The following is a 16,633-nucleotide window of genomic DNA, read 5'->3' as shown; positions in this document are numbered from 1 at the left end:
CTCCCGGCGCCTCACGGCTCACCGAGGGGGCCCGCGACGGCGTTCTCCGCAGCCGCGCCACGGAAGGCGGCCGCGGTTCCTCAGTTCACGCTCCGTGAGCGTAGGACCGGCGCAGACCTGTGCGCCGAGCCACCGCGCACGGGCGTGCGCGCCCCGCGCGGCCGGCCACCCACGCCGGAGCCGCGCGGCGCGCCCCGAAGCCGACCGACCCGACGGCGCTCCTCCCCCGGCGCCGTCACCCCAGCACCGGCGCGGCCCTGACGCCGAGTGCTGAACGACAAAGGGCCCCGTTCCCCCGCGGGGCCCTTTGCCCTTTCCTCAGGGGTGCCCGTACGGGGCACCCGCTCAGGGGTGCTCGCGCCACACGCTCGGGTCGACCGGCTCCTCGGCCGGAGGCGGCGGCACCGCGCCGGGCACCGGCGTCCCGCCGGTCGGGGCGGGCGGCTCCTCGTGCGAGCCGAGCACCTCGCTCACCCCGCCGCCGGGGGCGAACGGCGCGTCCTGCGGCGCGGCGGCCTGGGGCGGCACCCCGTGCCCCGGAACGCCCTGAGCCGGCACCCCCTGGGCCGGAACGCCGTACGGCGGCGTCGCGTACGGCACCTGCGGCGGCACCGCCGGATGGGGCACCGTGCCCCGCCCCGGGGCGAACGGGGACTCGGCGTACGGCACGGCGCCCTGCGGCGCACCCGCGCCCCGGCCGCGGAAGGCCGCCAGCAGCGGCGGCACCAGCAGCGCGCCGGCCAGCGCCCAGACCGCGTTGGCCACCAGCACGCTCACGAAGGCCAGCCCGCCCGACTCCTCCTGGGAGATCTCCATCCGCGCCGAGCCGATCCAGCCCGAGCTGGACGTGGTCCGCGTCATCAGTACCCCGGAGACCGTCATCAGCAGGGTGAGCGCCCCGGCGTGCACGGCGGCCAGGCGCAGCCGGTCGGCCGAGTCCAGCCCGCGCCGGAACGCCACCCGGCCGAGCAGGGCCGCCGAGACGAGCGCGAGCAGCCCGGCCCAGCGCCAGTCGCCGGTCAGGTCGTGCAGGTCGAAGAAGGAGAAGTCGGTCTCGCTGCTGCGGTCGCCCCAGGAGGAGTCGCCGCGGGAGCCGTCGCTGCCGGACAGGCCGGAGTGCGCCCGGAAGGTCGCCCCCGAGCCGAAGCCGAGCAGGTTGAGGCCGAGGTTGGGCAGGAAGGCCAGCGAGATCCCGGTCTGCGCCCCGCTCTCGCTGGTGGCCGCGACCAGGACGAAGGCCGTCACCGAGGACAGCCCGACCGTGACCGCCAGCGCCTGGCCGGCGGCCAGCGCGGACACCGCCCAGCCGCGCACCGCGCGGCTGCGCCAGGCGGCCCAGCGCAGCGCGTCGGTGCCGTGGACGAGGAAGGCCAGCAGGCCGGCCAGCACCGCGGTCCAGGCGACCGCCTCCAGCCAGCCGGAGCCCGCCGTGATCAGCGGTTGACCGGACTTCTGGGCGCCGGAGCCGAAGTCGCCGAAGTAGTCGGGTTTCGCGGCGCGGCCCGAGGGGTTCCATTCGGTGCCGCCGAGCAGCCCGAGCAGTCCGCTCACCGCCGCGAGGACCAGCGCGGTGCGCAGCGCCTCGGCGGCGGCCTGGCCCCGGGTGAGCTGGCCCACCACGGCCTTGCGCCGGCGCAGCCCGGCCCGCAGGCCGAGCCAGAGCGCCAGGCACCACAGGACGGTGACGGTCATCGGCAGCACCCGGAGGGCGATCTCCAGCCGGTCGGTCCGGTCGTGGCCCAGCGGGCTCTGGTACCCGAGCCGGAACGGTGCGCCGAGCGCGTTCAGGGCCATCGACACCGCCGAGCCGAAGCGCTCGCCGAAGCCGGCCGACTGGAACCGGTACTCGTACTGGTAGTCGCTCGGGATCGCCGCGATCAGCGCGGCGGCCAGCAGGACGAGGGTCGGCGCGACGGCCACCTTGACGGCCGGGCGCCAGTCCGCGGCGGTCAGCAGGCGCTGGAAGGCGGGCTGCTTGTCATACTCCTGCCCGGCACCCCAGCTGCCCAGGGCGGGCGGGACCGCGGCCACCGGCCCGTACCCGGGCTGGGGTCCGTACCCCGGCTGCGGTCCGTACGGCGGCGGGACGGGCGGAGCCGCACCCGGCGGAGGCGGCGGGACGGGCGGGGCGGCGGGCGGGGCGGCGGCCGCCGGGGCAGGGGGCGCGAACGGCCGACCGCACGACCCGCAGGCGGGCGCCCCCTCCTCCGAAGTCGCCCCGCACGATGTGCAGTTGGCCATGGCCCGCGTTCCCCCCGCTCGACGAGTCCCTGGCCGCTCCAGGGAGCCCGTTTATCCCATCGGACCCGAACGGATGTCAACCGGGAACCGGGGCAGGCGGATTGGCCCGTCGGGCCGGTTTCAGCCGCGCTTCTTCGGGACCTCCGGGACGGGCAGCAGCGGCAGCCGCAGCGCGCCGAACGCGCCCTCGGGCACGGCCGGCCGGGCCGGCGCCACCGCCGCCACCCGCAGGTACTCCGCGCCCTGGGCCGGGCGCTGGTCCGCCTCGCCCTTGTTCGGCCACATCGACATGGCGCGCTCGGCCTGGGCGGTGATGGTGAGCGAGGGGTTGACGCCCAGGTTGGCGGAGACGGCCGAACCGTCCACCACGCTGATCCCGGGGTAGCCGTACAGCCGGTGGTACGGGTCCACCACGCCGGTCTCGGGGGCGTCGCCGATCGGGCAGCCGCCGAGGAAGTGCGCCGTCATCGGGATGTCGAAGATCTCGCCGACGGTGCTGCCCGGGAAGCCGTTGATCTCGTCGGCCAGCGCCTGGGCGCCCTGTTCCGCCGCCGGGATCCAGGTCGGGTTGGGTTCGCCGTGGCCCTGGCCGGAGGTGAGCCGGGCCTTGCCGAGCGGGCCCTTCTTCAGCGAGACGGTGATCGAGTTGTCCAGCGACTGCATCACCAGGCCGATGATCGTCTTCTCGGACCAGCGGCGCTGGTTCATCGAGCGGGCGAAGGTCACCGGGTGGAGCGCCGTGTTGCCCAGGTAGCGCAGCCAGCGCGGGACCGCCCCACCGCCCCTGACCTGGGCGATGGACAGCGCGCCCATCGCGTTGGAGCCCTTGCCGTAGCGGACCGGCTCGATGTGGGTGTTGGCGTCCGGGTGGATCGAGGAGGTGATCGCCACGCCCTTGGTGAAGTCCGCCTTGCCGCCGTAGCGCCGGTCGGTGGTCTGCGCGCCCACCAGGGCCTCGGAGTTGGTGCGGGTCAGCTCGCCCAGCCGCGCCGAGATCCGGGGCAGGTGGCCGCCGTCCCGCATCCGGTGCAGCAGCGACTGGGTGCCGTAGGTGCCGGCCGCGACGACCACCCGGGCCGCGGTGACGGTCCGCGCGCCCGCCTTCACCCGGTCGGTCCTCGACCGCGCGTCGGTGCGGCGCACGTCCACCGCGTAGCCGCCGCTCCCGTCGGCCCCTTCGATCTCCCGGATCCGGGCCACCGTGGTGAGCGGGTGGATCTCCGCCCCGCCCCGCTCGGCCAGGTACAGGTAGTTCTCGGTGAGCATGTTCTTGGCGCCGTGCCGGCAGCCGGTCATGCACTCGCCGCACTCCACGCAGGCCTTGCGGGCCGGGCCGGCGCCGCCGAAGTACGGGTCGGCGACCTCGCTCCCGGGGGCCGCCTTGGCGGTGCCGTCGGTGTCCTCGCCGTCGCCGAAGAAGACCCCGACCGGCGCCATGTGGAAGGTGTCGCCGACGCCCATCCGCTCGGCGGCCGCCTTGAGGTGGACGTCGGAGGGGGTGAGGGTCGGGTTGAGCCGGACCCCGAGCATCCGCTGCGCCTGGTCGTAGAACGGCGCCAACTCCTGCTGCCAGTCGGTGATGTGGCGCCACTGGCGGTCCTCGAAGAAGGCCTTCGGCGGCACGTACAGGGTGTTGGCGTAGTTCAGCGAGCCGCCGCCGACCCCGGCGCCGGCCAGGATCAGCACGTTGGCCAGCAGGTGGATCCGCTGGATGCCGTACAGCCCGAGCGCCGGCGCCCACAGGTAGTTCGGCAGGTCCCAGGAGTTCCTGGGCAGTTCGTCCCGGTCGAAGCGCCGGCCGGCCTCCAGGACGGCGACCCGGTAGCCCTTCTCGGTCAGCCGCAGGGCCGCGACCGAACCGCCGAAGCCGGACCCGACCACCACCACGTCGTAGTCGAACTCCGCCGCACCGCCGGACTGCACCATCTGCCACCGCTCCTTCACCGGGTGAACCTGCCTGTGGGTACCGCGAACCGGGCCCCGCCGCAGGTGCGGGGCCCTGGGGCCTGTCTGCGGGGGCCTACTTGAAGCGCAGCGCCTTGAGCACCCGCAGCCCGCCGGTCATCAGGGCGGCGAACTGCTTGTCGTCCAGGCCGAACGAGGGCGCGATCGGCATCAGCCGCTGGGTCGCGACGGTCTGCGCCTCGGTGAAGCGCAGGATGCCCTCCGCGCCGTGCCGGCGGCCCAGCCCGGAGTCGCCCATGCCGCCCATCGGCGAGCCGACCGAGCCGTACGCGGCGGCGTACGCCTCGTTGACGTTGACCGTGCCGGTGCGCAGCCGGGCCGCGACCGCCCGGCCGCGCCGCAGGTCCCTGGTCCAGACGCTGGAGTTCAGGCCGTACGGCGTGGAGTTGGCGGCGGCCACCGCCTCCTCCTCGGTGTCGAAGCGGTAGAGGGAGACGACCGGGCCGAAGGTCTCCTCGGCGCAGACCGCCATCTCCGGGGTGACGCCGTCGAGGATGGTCGGCTCGTAGAAGAGCGGGCCGAGGTCCGGCCGGGCGCGCCCGCCGGCCACCACGGTGGCGCCCGCCTTGACCGCCTCCTCCACGTGCCGGCCGGTGGTCTCCAGCTGGCGGGCGGAGACCAGCGAGCCCATGTCCGCGCCGTACGCGAGGCCGCCGCCGAGGCGCAGCGCCCGGGTGCGGGCGGCGAAGCGCTCCAGGAACTCGTCGGCCACCGAGCGGTGCACCAGCAGCCGCTCGATCGAGATGCAGAGCTGTCCGGCGGAGGAGAAGCAGGCCCGTACGGCGCCCGCGGCGGCCGCGTCGAGGTCGGCGTCGGCGAGCACCAGCATGGCGTTCTTGCCGCCGAGTTCGAGCGAGGCGCCGACCAGCCGGGCGGCGGCGCGCTGGGCGACGTCGCGGCCGGTGCGGGTGGAGCCGGTGAACGAGACGTAGTCGGCGTGCTCCACCACGGCGGGGCCGATCACCGGGCCGTCGCCGATCACGATCTGCCACAGGTCGGCGGGCAGTCCGGCCTCGATCAGCAGCTCGCGGGCCCACAGCGCGGTCAGCGCGGTCTGGGTGTCGGGCTTGTTGACCACCGCGTTGCCGGCCACGAAGGCCGGCAGGGCGTCGCCGACGGACAGCTCCAGCGGGTAGTTCCACGGCGAGATGTGGCCGACCACGCCCTTGGGGCGGCGGGCCTCGACGGCGTGGGTGAGCACCGGCAGCGCGCCGCCGTGCCGCTTGTCCTTGAGGTACCCGTGCGCGGCCCGCCCGTAGTGCCGGGCGGCCATGGCGACGGCCAGCACCTCCTCGAAGGCGTGCAGCCGGGCCTTGCCGGTCTCCGCCTGGACGAGGTCCAGCACCTCGTCCTGCCGCTTGAGCAGCAGGTCGTGGAAGCGCAGCAGGACGGCGGCGCGGCGGCGCACCGGCAGCGCGGCCCAGGCCCCCTGGGCGCGGCGGGCCAGCTGGAAGGCGACCTCGACGTCGGCCGGGGTGGACTGCGGCAGGCTGGCCAGCCGTTCGCCGGTCAGCGGGGCGACGGTCTCCACCAGGTCGGGTTCACCGGTGGCGGTGACGCCGGTGGCCAGCCTGGCGACCAGGGACGGCGGGACGGCCGCGGCGACGGTCCGGCCGCCGCCGGGGGCCGCCGGGTTGCCGGCGCCGGAGGGTTCGGTGGCCACTGCGTCTGCTGTGAGGTCCGACATACGGCGCAGCCTAGGCGCTCGGCGGCCGGTCCGGTACCCGTCGGTAACAAGAATCTGCCGCAGTCGGGCGAAAGCGGGCGCCCCCGCCCGACCCGGTCAGCGGCTCGGGGCGAAGTTGTTGAGCACCGCGTAGAAGCGCTGCTCGGCCTCGTTCCACTCGTTGCCCCGGTCCGGGCTGGACGAGTAGATCGCGTAGCTGGTGCCGTCCTGGCTGATGAACTCGGTCTCGATCGCGCGCCGGCGGCCGCCCTCCTTGGCCAGGTAGCTGAACTCCCAGACCGCCGCCTCCTGGCCCTTCACCGCCGTGCCGGCCATCCGGTGCTGCTTGTAGTCCTTGAGCGACTTGGCGACGGTGGCCTCCATCTGCCGCATGTGCTCCAGCGGCTTGACCGACTGGCCGACCGTGACGGCGAACTGGAGGTAGTGCACCTTGCCGTCGGGGCTGTAGTAGATCTGGTTGTCCCCGGCGCTGATCCGCTGCCAGGACGGGGTGCCGTTCGGCAGCGGGAAGCGGAAGCCGGCCGGGTCGTCGACCCAGTGGTAGCCGCTGGGCGGCGCCGCCGCGGGGGTGGCGTCGCTGGTGGGCTCCGGTCCGGTGGACTCGGCGGCGGTCGGCGTCGGGTCGTCGGGGGTGTCGCCGCCGACCACGTGCCGGGTGACCAGGAAGGTGCCCGCGGCGGCCAGCAGGCCGACGGCCACCGCTATGCCGACGATCTTCAGCAGGTTGCGGCGCTTGGCCGGTCCCCGCTCCGGCGCAATGGAGTGCGACACCGGCGCGACGGGACCGGTGTGCGCCCGGGCAGCGTCCTGCGCGCCCCCGGCGGTGTCCGGTTCGGCGAGGACGGGCGCGGCGGGAACAGCGGCGACCGCAGGGACGGCGGGCACAGCAGCGGCAGCGGGGACGGCGGCCCCGGAGGCCTTCGGCTCGGTCGGCTCCTCGGAGCCCTCGGCCGGCTCCGCCACGGCCACCGGGCCCTCGGTGCGGTCCACCACCGGCACCGACCGGGTGGGCGTACGCACCGACGGGACCGACTTCAGGCCCATCGTGTGCCCGGCCCGCACCTCGGCCAGCATCGCGGCCGCCTCGTCCGCGGTGGGCCGCTCGGCCGGGTCCTTCGCCATCAGCGCGGCCAGCACCGGCCCCAGCGGCCCGGCCCGCCGCGACTCCGGCAGCGGCTCGTCGACCACCGCGGCGAGCGTGGTGATCGGCGAGTCCCGCCGGAACGGCGACTGGCCCTCGACCGCCGCGTACAGCGTCGCCCCGAGGCCCCACAGGTCGGAGGCGGGACCGGGCCGCTCGCCCTGGGCGCGCTCCGGCGCCAGGTAGTCCGGCGAGCCGACCAGGTCGCCCGGCCGGGTCAGCTCGGTCGAGCCCTCGTACTTCGCGATGCCGAAGTCCAGCAGCACCACCCGCCCGGTGCCGCGCTCCAGCAGCACGTTGGCCGGCTTCACGTCCCGGTGCAGCACGCCCAGCTGGTGGCCGCGGTGCAGCGCGGCCAGCACCTGGCTGCCGACCTCGGCGGCGGCGCGCGGCTGCAGGGTGCCGTCCTGGCTGATCACGTCGGCCAGCGAGCGGCCGTCGACCAGCTCCATCACGATCCACGGCCGGCCGTCCTGCTCCAGCACGTCGTGCACGGTGATCACACCGGGGTGCTTGATCCGCGCGGCCGCGCTGGCCTCGCGCTTCATCCGGGTGTGCAGGATCTGCAGGTCCTCCTCGGGCAGGTGGTTGACGGTCAGCTCCTTGACCGCGACCTCCCGGTCGAGCATCCGGTCCCAGGCCCGCCAGACGGTGCCCATGCCGCCCCGGCCGAGCCGCTCGCCGAGCTCGTACCGCCCGGCCAGCAAACGCTCCGCCTCGGCCGCCTCCGGCCGGTCCTGCACGCCCATCTGCGCCCGCTCCCCCACACATTCCGCCTGCCGTCACCGCGACGGAGGGCCTGGTGCAGACCACTGTTCGAACAAATCCCACGCACACATTAGGCGCACCTTGCCGCCCCCGGTAATCACGCCCACCCCCCGGACCGGTGGAACGGAATCCGGGCGGGCCGTCAGCCTGCGAACAGCACCACCGCGACGATTCCCAGCACCAGCAGCACGAACACTCCGCCCACCAGCAGCGGGCCCCACAGGGAGGGGGGTATCCGGGGCGGCTTCGCCCCGCTCCCTGCCCCCAAGTCCCCACCGTTCCGGCCCTTTCGGGCACTCCTCCCGGCCCTGGAGCCGACGGCCCTCCCGCCGCGCCCGCGCGGCACCGCCGGCGTCTCCGGCACCGGCACCGGCCCCCCTGCGGCCCGGCTCCGCTCCTCCGCCTCCCCGTCGACCGGCTCCGGCGCCCCCGCCAGCAGCCCCGCCAGCTCCTCGCGCACCGCCTCCGCCGTCGGCCGCAGCACCGGATCGGGCTGCAACAGCCGCTCCACCAGCGGCGCGAGCGGCCCGCACACCACCGAGGGCTCCCGCCGCCCGTCGCGTACGGCCGTCACCAGCTCCGGCACGTCCCGCTCCGGGTACGGCGAACGGCCGGTGACCAGCCGGTGCACCAGCACCCCGAGCGCCCAGCAGTCGCCCGCCGGGCCGCCGTCCAGCGGCCAACGCTCCGCCACCGGGCCGACCAGGGTCGCCCGCACCTCGTACCGGCGCCGCCCGCCCGGCCCGCCGAGCTCCTCGGCCAGCGCCTCCTCGGCCACCCCGGCGAGCAGCCCGCCGAGCATCGCCGCGCCGTCCTCGCAGACCAGCACCGCCTCCGCGGTCAGCGCGCCGTGGGTCAGCCCGGCCGCGTGCAGCGCCCGCAGCGCCCCGGCCAGGTCCGCCGCCAACTCGGCCGCCCGGTACGGCGGCAGCGGCCCTTCGGCGAGCAGCTCGGCCACCGTCCGCCCGACCGGCCGCTCCTCCACCGTCCACAGCAGCTCGCCCTCGACGAACGCGCCGACCCCGCGCAGCAGCCGCGGGTGCGCGACCGGCGCGGTCGAACCGACCGCCGCCACCCGGCGCACCATCCGGTCCGCCTGCGCCGCGGCGGCCGCCTCCGGATCCTGGCCCGCCGTCAGCACCCCCGGCAGCTCCAGGGCGCCCAGCAGCACCGATTCACCGGTCCGCTCGTCCACCGCCTGGGCGCGCAAGGGTTCGGGGCGGTCCGTCAGCCGGTACCGCCCCGCCAGCAACTGACCGGGGCCGCCTCGCATGCCAGTTCCTCTCACTCACCGAGCAGCCTACTGAGCGGCTCCCAGGGCCTGCCGTCGAACTCCCTCGCCTCCGGGCGAACGACGGGAGTCCGACGACAGGCCCTAGGCTCGATCCCATGGACTGGACCGATCTGATCGACACCGCCTTCGAGGCATCCGGGAACAGCAGCAAAGCCAACCAGGCCGAGGCCGTCCGCGCCGTCGAGGCGACCGTCATCGACGGCGAGAAGCCGGTCGCCTCCACCGCCGGGCGCCACCCCGACCACTTCCGCAAGGGAGTGCTCGTGCTGACCACCCATCGGCTGCTCTTCCTGAAGGACGGGAAGCCGCCGGTCCCGGTTCCGCTCGCCGCCGTCACCGACGTCACCGTGACCCGCACCAAGCTCAACGGCGAAGTGCTCCTGGTGGTGGCGCTCAGCGGCTCGCACCGCTTCGAGGACGTGGCCAAGGCCGAGTTCTTCGCCGAGCAGCTCCGGGCCTCCGCCCGGGCCGCCCGGAACGCCCCGAAGGCCGGGCCCGCCGCCACCCCGGTCGAGGCGTCCGCCGGTGAGCAGCTCATCGGCCAGCTGGAACGGCTGGCCGCCCTGCGCGCCTCCGGTGCGCTCACCGAGGACGAGTTCACCCGCGCCAAGCAGCGCCTGATCGGTTAGGACCTGCCGCCCTACGGCGCGGGCTGGAAGCTGTTGAAGACGACGTCCCGGAGCGGGGCCTGGGCGGCCCACTCCGCGTCCGGGACTATCCAGTAGATCGAGTACCCGTACTTGGGCGGGGTCCCGGTCACGAAGCCGCGGTTGAGCGAGTGCATCCTGGGCGTGCCGTTGGTCCACTCCCAGTCCGCCGCGTTGGTCCACTGCCGGTAGGTGATCGCCGCCAGGTTGAGCCGCTGGTAGTTGCTGACCTGACCGCGGACGTTCGGCTCCGACTCCTGCCAGTCCGCGACCGCGCTCGCCCCGGGCGACGTGGTCCACTCGATCCGCAGCTGGCTGCCGTCGGCCGCGTTCTTGAAGATCCGCCGGTTGGCGTCCGACCCGGTCGGCTGCAGACCGTCCGGCAGCACGACGGAGAAGCCGCTCGGGTCCTTGTACTCGTGGTACCCGGCCGGCACGGCACCCGGCGCGGCCGGCGCGGGCTGCGCCGGTGCCGCCGGGGGCTGGACGGGAGCCGCCGGCGCACCGGCGGACTGCGCGGGCGCGTCCGGCGCCGCGGCCGGGTCGCCGGTCGGCTGGGCGGGCGCCGGGGCGGGCGCGGGTTCGCCCGTCGGTGCCGACGTCGGCACCGGCTCGGTACCGGTCGCCCCCGGCGAGGTGGCGACCGCGCTCTGCGAGGCCGCGCCGTTCGCGCCGCCGTCGTCGGTGCCGACCATCCGGACGACCGCCACCACTCCCGCGATCAGCAGCAGCACCACGATCACGGTGGCGATGGCCAGCCGTCGCCGGCCGGTGCGCGGATCGGCCCCGGCCGCCTGGGTCGCGCCCATCGTCCACTCGCTGGTCACCGGCCGGATCGGCTCCGCGCCCGGCTCCTCGGACGGCGTCCCGGCGGGCTCCGCGTCCTGGGCCCGACTCCCGACCCGGACCGTCCCCAGCAGCCCGCCCACCGACCGCTTGCGGCCGTTCCCGGTCTGCTCCGGCTCCTTCGGCGAAGACTCCGAGGGCTCCGCGGACTCCGCCGAGGTCGACGCCGACGCCGACGCCGACGGCTCGGACGGCTCCGCGGCGTCCGACGCCTCCGCCGGCCCCGCCGCCTTCGACAGCCCCGCCTTCGACAGCCCCGACGCCTTCGAGGCCTTCGGCTCCTCGGCCGGCTTCTCCAGCGGCACCGCGTGCTCGGTGGTGGACTCGGCCCGCGCGGTCGCCTCCGCGACCACCCGCTTGAGCATCGACCGGGTCTGCGAGGCGTCCAGCCGCTCGGCCGGGTCCTTCGCCAGCAGCCCCTCGATCACCGGCTGCAGCGGCCCGGCGTTCACCGGCGCGATCAGGTCCTCGGTCATCACCGCGGTCAGCGTGGCCAGCGCCGAGCCCCGGTCGTAGGGCGGCCGGCCCTCGACCATCGCGTACAGCGTGCCGCCCAGCGACCACAGGTCGGCCGGCGGCCCGGGCTTCTGCCCGCGGGCCCGCTCCGGGGAGATGTACGAGGGCGCGCCGACGAGCATCCCGGTCGAGGTGACGGAGGCGTCGCCCTCCACGCTGGCGATGCCGAAGTCGGTGAGCACGACCCGGCCGTCCTCGCCGATCAGCACGTTGGACGGCTTGACGTCCCGGTGCAGGATGCCGAGCGCGTGCGCCGCGCTGAGCACGCCCAGCACGTCGAGCGCGATCTCCGCCGCCCGGGCGGGGGCCAGCGGCCCGTCCTCCCGGACCACGTCGGCCAGCGAGCGGGACTCGACCAGCTCCATGACGATCCACGGCCGGTCGTCCTCGTCGACCACGTCGAAGACCGTCACCGCCGAACTGTGCCGGATCCGCGCGGTCGCCTTGGCCTCGCGCAGCGTCCGGGTGATCAGCCGGTGCTTCTCCTCCTCGTCGACGCTGGCGTTCATCCGCAGTTCCTTGACCGCGACGGTCCGGCCCAGCATCTCGTCCTCGGCGCGCCAGACGGTGCCCATGCCGCCGCGCCCGAGCACGCCGTTCAGGCGGTAGCGGCCGGCCAGGAGGCGGCCGGTGGAACCCTGCGCCTGGGTCATTCGGAACGTTCCCCCATGTGCTGCTGGCGGTCGTGGTGACGGCGCGTCGGCCCGACCTGGGGCCCGGACGCCCAAGCCTCCATCATCTCCTGTCCGGAGGGCCCGCGACCACCCGGCCCCCGCATCGAGCCGGTACGAACCGGAACGGAGGCGGCGCTCCGTGCCCGATCTGTGATCGAAAACTCGCCAAGATCTGTCCGGACCACTGCTACCGTTCGGCAGCTCATCGTATTCCGGGGGGATTCGACGCCCATGACCGCACCCGCACCGGGCACTGACGGCCCATCGATCCGGCCGCACACCGCCCAGCACTACTCGGTCGCACCACCCCCCGTCTCCCCCGAGGGCTACGTCGCCCCGGGCATGCCCGGCGCCCCCGTGGCCGGCTTCGACCCCGTCGAACCCACGCCCAGGACCACCCCCCGGCACCGCACCGCCCTGGCCGTCTCCCTCGCCCTCCTCGCCATGCTCCTCGGCGGCCTCGCCTACGGCAGCGCCCCGCTGCGCGCCGCCGACAGCCTCGGCTGGCTGGCCATCGCCCCGGCCGGCCTGGTCGCCCTCCCGCTCGGCCGGCTCGGCGGCCAGGGCCGCTTACTCCCCCCGCTCGGCGCGCTCCTCGCCGCCGGCGCCCTGCTCCTCGGCCAGCTGATCGAGCACCTCCGCCGCGTCCACGCCGACGGCCCGACCCCCGGCGGCCTGCTGCACGACACCGTCACCGCCTGGCGCGCCGACCTCCGCCCCCTCGACGCCGCCTTCTACGCCATCGCCCTCATCGGCGGGTTCCTCCTCACCCGCCGCAGCGCCACGCGGAGTTGACCGCCCGCCCCGTCCCCTCCCCGTACCACCCCCGCACCCGCACCCGCCTCCCGCACCGGGAAAAGGAGAAGGCCCCCGCCGTCACCCGGCAGGGGCCCCTCGATCAGGTCAGGTCAGGACTCAGCGGTGGTCGAGCGCCGGGTTGACGGTGACCTCGACCCGCTGGAACTCCTTGAGCTCCGTGTAGCCCGTGGTGGCCATCGCCCGACGCAGCGCGCCGAACAGGTTCATGGTCCCGTCCGGCGTGTGCGAGGGCCCGGTCAGGATCTCCTCGGTGGTACCGACGGTCCCGAGGTCCACGCGCTTGCCGCGCGGCAGCTCCTCGTGGACGGCCTCCATCCCCCAGTGGATCCCCTTGCCCGGGGCGTCCGTCGCCCGCGCCAGCGCGGCACCGATCATGACCGCGTCCGCGCCGCAGGCCACGGCCTTCGGGATGTCCCCGCTGTAGCCGACGCCGCCGTCCGCGATGACGTGCACGTAGCGGCCACCGGACTCGTCCATGTAGTCGCGACGGGCGGCCGCCACGTCGGCCACGGCGGTGGCCATCGGCACCTGGATGCCCAGGACGTTCCGCGTGGTGTGGGCGGCGCCGCCGCCGAAGCCGACCAGCACACCGGCGGCACCGGTCCGCATCAGGTGCAGGGCCGCGGTGTACGTGGCGCAGCCGCCGACGATCACCGGGACGTCCAGCTCGTAGATGAACTGCTTGAGGTTGAGCGGCTCGGCGGCGCTGGAGACGTGCTCGGCCGAGACGGTGGTGCCGCGGATGACGAAGACGTCGACGCCGGCGTCCACCACGGCCTTGGAGAACTCGGCGGTGCGCTGCGGCGAGAGCGCGGCGGCGGTGACCACGCCGGAGTCGCGGACCTCCTGGATCCGCTGCTTGATCAGCTCGGCGCGGATCGGCGCGGCGTAGATCTCCTGGAGCCGGCGGGTCGCGGTGGACTCGTCGGTGATCGCGGCGATCTCGTCCAGCAGCGGCTGCGGGTCCTCGTAGCGGGTCCACAGGCCTTCGAGGTTCAGCACGCCCAGACCGCCGAGGCGGCCGATCTGGATGGCCTGCTGCGGCGAGACCACGCTGTCCATCGGGGCGGCCAGGAACGGCAGCTCGAAGCGGTAGGCGTCGATCTGCCAGGCGATCGAGACCTCCTTCGGGTCCCGGGTCCGGCGGCTGGGGACGACGGCGATGTCGTCGAAGGCGTACGCCCGTCGGCCGCGCTTGCCTCGCCCGATCTCGATCTCAGTCACTTCGAGCCCTTCTGCTTTGTTGCTCATGCCCGCCGGGTCACCCCGGCCGCCCCCCAGTATCCCGTACTGCCGCTGGTCCCGCCCCGACGGCCCGCGCCCGGGCGCACCGGCAGGGGCCCGCCGCCGCGGTGCGGCAGCGGGCCCCTCGGTGGCCGGTGGCTCAGCGGGCCGAGTAGTTCGGCGCCTCGACGGTCATCTGGATGTCGTGCGGGTGGCTCTCCTTGAGGCCCGCCGAGGTGATCCGGACGAAGCGGCCCTTGCTCTCCATCTCGGCGACGGTGGCGGCGCCGACGTAGCCCATGGTCTGGCGCAGACCGCCGACCAGCTGGTGCAGCACGGCCGACAGCGGGCCGCGGTAGGGCACCTGGCCCTCGATGCCCTCGGGGACGAGCTTGTCGTCCGAGGCCACCTCGGCCTGGAAGTAGCGGTCCTTGGAGTACGAGCGGCCCTGGCCGCGGGACTGCATGGCGCCCAGCGAGCCCATGCCGCGGTAGGACTTGAACTGCTTCCCGTTGATGAACATCAGCTCGCCCGGGGACTCCTCGCAGCCGGCCAGCAGCGAGCCGAGCATCACGGTGTCGGCACCGGCGGCCAGCGCCTTGCCGATGTCGCCCGAGTACTGCAGGCCGCCGTCGCCGATGACCGGCACGCCGGCCGCCAGGCAGGCCTGGGCGGCCTCATAGATGGCGGTGACCTGCGGGACGCCGATGCCGGCGACGACGCGGGTGGTGCAGATGGAGCCGGGGCCGACGCCGACCTTGACGCCGTCCACGCCGGCGTCGATCAGCGCCTGGGCGCCGTCCCGGGTGGCCACGTTGCCGCCGACCACGTCGATCCCGACGGCCGACTTGATCTTCGCGATCCAGGCCAGCGCGTTGTGGCTGTGGCCGTGCGAGGTGTCCACCACCAGGAAGTCCGCACCGGCCTCGACCAGGGCCTGGGCCCGGTCGAACGCCTCGGCGCTGGCACCGACGGCGGCGCCGACCAGCAGCCGGCCCTCGGCGTCCTTGGCGGCGTTCGGGTACTGCTCGGCCTTGACGAAGTCCTTGACGGTGATCAGGCCCTTGATCCGGCCCTCGTCGTCGACCAGCGGCAGCTTCTCGATCTTGTGGCGGCGCAGCAGGGCCATCGCGTCCACGCCGGAGATGCCGACCTTGCCGGTGATCAGCGGCATCGGGGTCATGATCTCGCGGACCTGGCGGGTGCGGTCCGACTCGAAGGCCATGTCGCGGTTGGTGACGATGCCGAGCAGCTTGCCCGCCTCGTCGGCGATCGGCACGCCGGAGATGCGGAACTTGGCGCACAGCGCGTCGGCCTCGCCCAGGGTGGTCTCCGGGCCGACCGTGATCGGGTCGGTGACCATGCCGGACTCGGACCGCTTCACCAGGTCGACCTGGTTGGCCTGGTCCTCGACCGAGAGGTTGCGGTGCAGCACGCCGACGCCGCCCTGGCGGGCCATCGCGATGGCCATGCGCGACTCGGTGACCTTGTCCATCGCCGCGGACAGCAGCGGGATGTTGACGCGCACGTTCCGGGAGACCCGGGAGGAGGTGTCCACCTGGTTCGGCAGCACCTCGGAGGCCCCGGGCAGCAGCAGGACGTCGTCGTACGTGAGCCCGAGCATGGCGAACTTCTCGGGTACGCCTGCGGCGTTGTAAGACATTTGGGGGGTACCTTCCGTGGCCGGCCTAATCCGCTCACGCCCTGAGGGTGGGGGCGCATTCATCGCTCACTCGCGCAGACCGCCGAAGCCGGGTACGAATAGGAGGATCCTCCAAGGGGACCCCGCGCGCACCCGTCAAACTTTGGCAACCCGCCCAGGCGCCGATACCCCATGGTACTGGCACCGCGAATGTGTCCTCGTGTGCCCTTGACAACAACCCCGCCCCGTGGATCATTCCGCCCGCAACCGGCGGAAACGGCACGCAACGGGAGGAGTGGTCAGGAGGACTCCTCCGCGAGCGCCCGCAGCCGGCTGAGCGCCCGGTGCTGGGCCACCCGGACGGCACCCGGTGACATCCCGAGCACCTCGCCGGTCTCCTCCGCCGACAGCCCGGCGGCCACCCGCAGCAGCACCAGCTCGCGCTGACGGGCCGGCAGGTTGGAGAGCAGCTCCTTCGCCCAGGCCGCGTCGCTGCTCAGCAGCGCCTGCTCCTCCGGGCCGAGCGCCTCGTCCGGCACCTCCGGCAGGTCGTCCTGCGGCACGACGGTCGAGCCGGGCCCGCGCATCGCGGCCCGCTGGAGATCGGCGATCTTGTGCGCGGCGATCCCGTACACGAAGGCCTCGAACGGGCGCCCCTGGTCCTTGTACCGGGGCAGTGCGCAGAGCACCGCCACGCAGACCTCCTGGGCGACGTCGTCCACGTGGTGGCGGGCCCCGCCGGGCAGCCGGACCAGCTTGGCGCGGCAGTACCGCAGCGCCAGCGGGTGGACGTAGGCGAGCAGCGCGTCGATCGCCGGGTTCTCGCCGCGCACCGCGGCCGCGACCAGTTCGCCCACCAGCGGCGAGCCGCCCGTGCCGAGCACCGGCCGGCGGCCCGGCCCGGTCCCACCGGCGGAACCGCCGGGTTCGGCGTACGACGGACCGTGGCCCGGACCGGAGGGCTCGGCCTCCACCGGGTCCGCCTGGCCGGTCGCACCGGCGACGTCGTCGCGCATCGGTCCATGGTGCCTGGTCGAGCGGGAAAACGCGGCACCGCGTCCGGAGTTGTGCACCGGAACGTTATGCGCTGCGGCACCGTCCGGCGTCCCGCGCACCACCGGCCCCTCCTGCACCGTGCCGCCTCCCGCCCCGCCGCCGTCGGCGGTCCC

11 protein-coding genes are annotated in these 16,633 nt (G+C 74.7%); 2 read left to right on the top strand and 9 right to left on the bottom strand.

Annotated features, from left to right (window positions below):
- Nucleotides 1–345 precede the first annotated feature (345 nt).
- The 5 genes from ACFVXH_RS33035 to ACFVXH_RS33015 all read right to left on the bottom strand — a co-directional run bounded on the left by ACFVXH_RS33035 (nucleotide 346) and on the right by ACFVXH_RS33015 (nucleotide 9,075).
- Nucleotides 346–2,031, bottom strand: a complete 1,686-nt coding sequence (locus ACFVXH_RS33035; RefSeq protein ID WP_387829522.1) for a hypothetical protein — start codon at nucleotides 2,029–2,031, stop codon at nucleotides 346–348.
- Nucleotides 2,032–2,361: 330 nt separating this feature from the next.
- Nucleotides 2,362–4,167, bottom strand: a complete 1,806-nt coding sequence (locus tag ACFVXH_RS33030) for a GMC family oxidoreductase (RefSeq protein ID WP_049657027.1) — start codon at nucleotides 4,165–4,167, stop codon at nucleotides 2,362–2,364.
- A gap of 94 nt (nucleotides 4,168–4,261) precedes the next feature.
- Nucleotides 4,262–5,893 carry a succinic semialdehyde dehydrogenase gene (locus ACFVXH_RS33025; RefSeq protein WP_049657028.1) on the bottom strand — a complete coding sequence of 544 codons (1,632 nt, stop codon included), beginning with the start codon at nucleotides 5,891–5,893 and terminating at the stop codon, nucleotides 4,262–4,264.
- A 96-nt stretch (nucleotides 5,894–5,989) separates the two neighbouring features.
- Nucleotides 5,990–7,783, bottom strand: coding sequence for a serine/threonine-protein kinase (locus ACFVXH_RS33020; RefSeq protein ID WP_387829519.1), 1,794 nt, complete (start codon nucleotides 7,781–7,783; stop codon nucleotides 5,990–5,992).
- 161 nt (nucleotides 7,784–7,944) lie between these two features.
- Nucleotides 7,945–9,075, bottom strand: coding sequence for a protein kinase (locus ACFVXH_RS33015; protein ID WP_079272376.1), 1,131 nt, complete (start codon nucleotides 9,073–9,075; stop codon nucleotides 7,945–7,947).
- 116 nt (nucleotides 9,076–9,191) lie between these two features.
- Between ACFVXH_RS33015 and ACFVXH_RS33010 the strand changes: the two genes are divergently transcribed.
- Entirely contained in the window at nucleotides 9,192–9,725 is a 534-nt protein-coding gene (locus tag ACFVXH_RS33010; RefSeq protein ID WP_074003941.1) for an SHOCT domain-containing protein, read from the top strand.
- An 11-nt stretch (nucleotides 9,726–9,736) separates the two neighbouring features.
- On the opposite strand, the gene ACFVXH_RS33005 is transcribed toward ACFVXH_RS33010, so the two are convergent.
- Nucleotides 9,737–11,758, bottom strand: coding sequence for a serine/threonine-protein kinase (locus ACFVXH_RS33005; protein WP_387829516.1), 2,022 nt, complete (start codon nucleotides 11,756–11,758; stop codon nucleotides 9,737–9,739).
- A 252-nt stretch (nucleotides 11,759–12,010) separates the two neighbouring features.
- On the opposite strand from ACFVXH_RS33005, the gene ACFVXH_RS33000 reads away from it, so the two are divergent.
- The gene (locus tag ACFVXH_RS33000) at nucleotides 12,011–12,574 is read left to right on the top strand and encodes a hypothetical protein (RefSeq protein WP_387829514.1); all 564 of its coding nucleotides are present in this window, start codon (nucleotides 12,011–12,013) and stop codon (nucleotides 12,572–12,574) included.
- A gap of 120 nt (nucleotides 12,575–12,694) precedes the next feature.
- Here the strand turns inward: ACFVXH_RS33000 and ACFVXH_RS32995 are convergent, their stop codons facing one another.
- The 3 genes from ACFVXH_RS32995 to shbA all read right to left on the bottom strand — a co-directional run bounded on the left by ACFVXH_RS32995 (nucleotide 12,695) and on the right by shbA (nucleotide 16,480).
- A complete protein-coding gene (locus ACFVXH_RS32995) occupies nucleotides 12,695–13,822 on the bottom strand; it encodes a GuaB3 family IMP dehydrogenase-related protein (protein WP_049654353.1) in 1,128 nt (375 codons plus the stop codon).
- 160 nt (nucleotides 13,823–13,982) lie between these two features.
- Nucleotides 13,983–15,485 (bottom strand): IMP dehydrogenase, encoded by a 1,503-nt coding sequence (gene guaB / locus ACFVXH_RS32990; protein WP_049654355.1) that lies wholly within the window; start codon nucleotides 15,483–15,485, stop codon nucleotides 13,983–13,985.
- A gap of 278 nt (nucleotides 15,486–15,763) precedes the next feature.
- Complete coding sequence (gene shbA, locus ACFVXH_RS32985; protein WP_074003945.1) at nucleotides 15,764–16,480, bottom strand: RNA polymerase sigma factor ShbA; 717 nt, start codon at nucleotides 16,478–16,480, stop codon at nucleotides 15,764–15,766.
- Between the last annotated feature and the right edge of the window lie 153 nt (nucleotides 16,481–16,633).

The sequence above is a fragment of the Kitasatospora sp. NPDC058184 genome, from assembly GCF_042883725.1.
Classification (GTDB): domain Bacteria; phylum Actinomycetota; class Actinomycetes; order Streptomycetales; family Streptomycetaceae; genus Kitasatospora.
The sequence above is the reverse complement of the archived record's forward strand: the minus strand, read 5'-3'. Positions and strand labels throughout refer to the sequence as shown.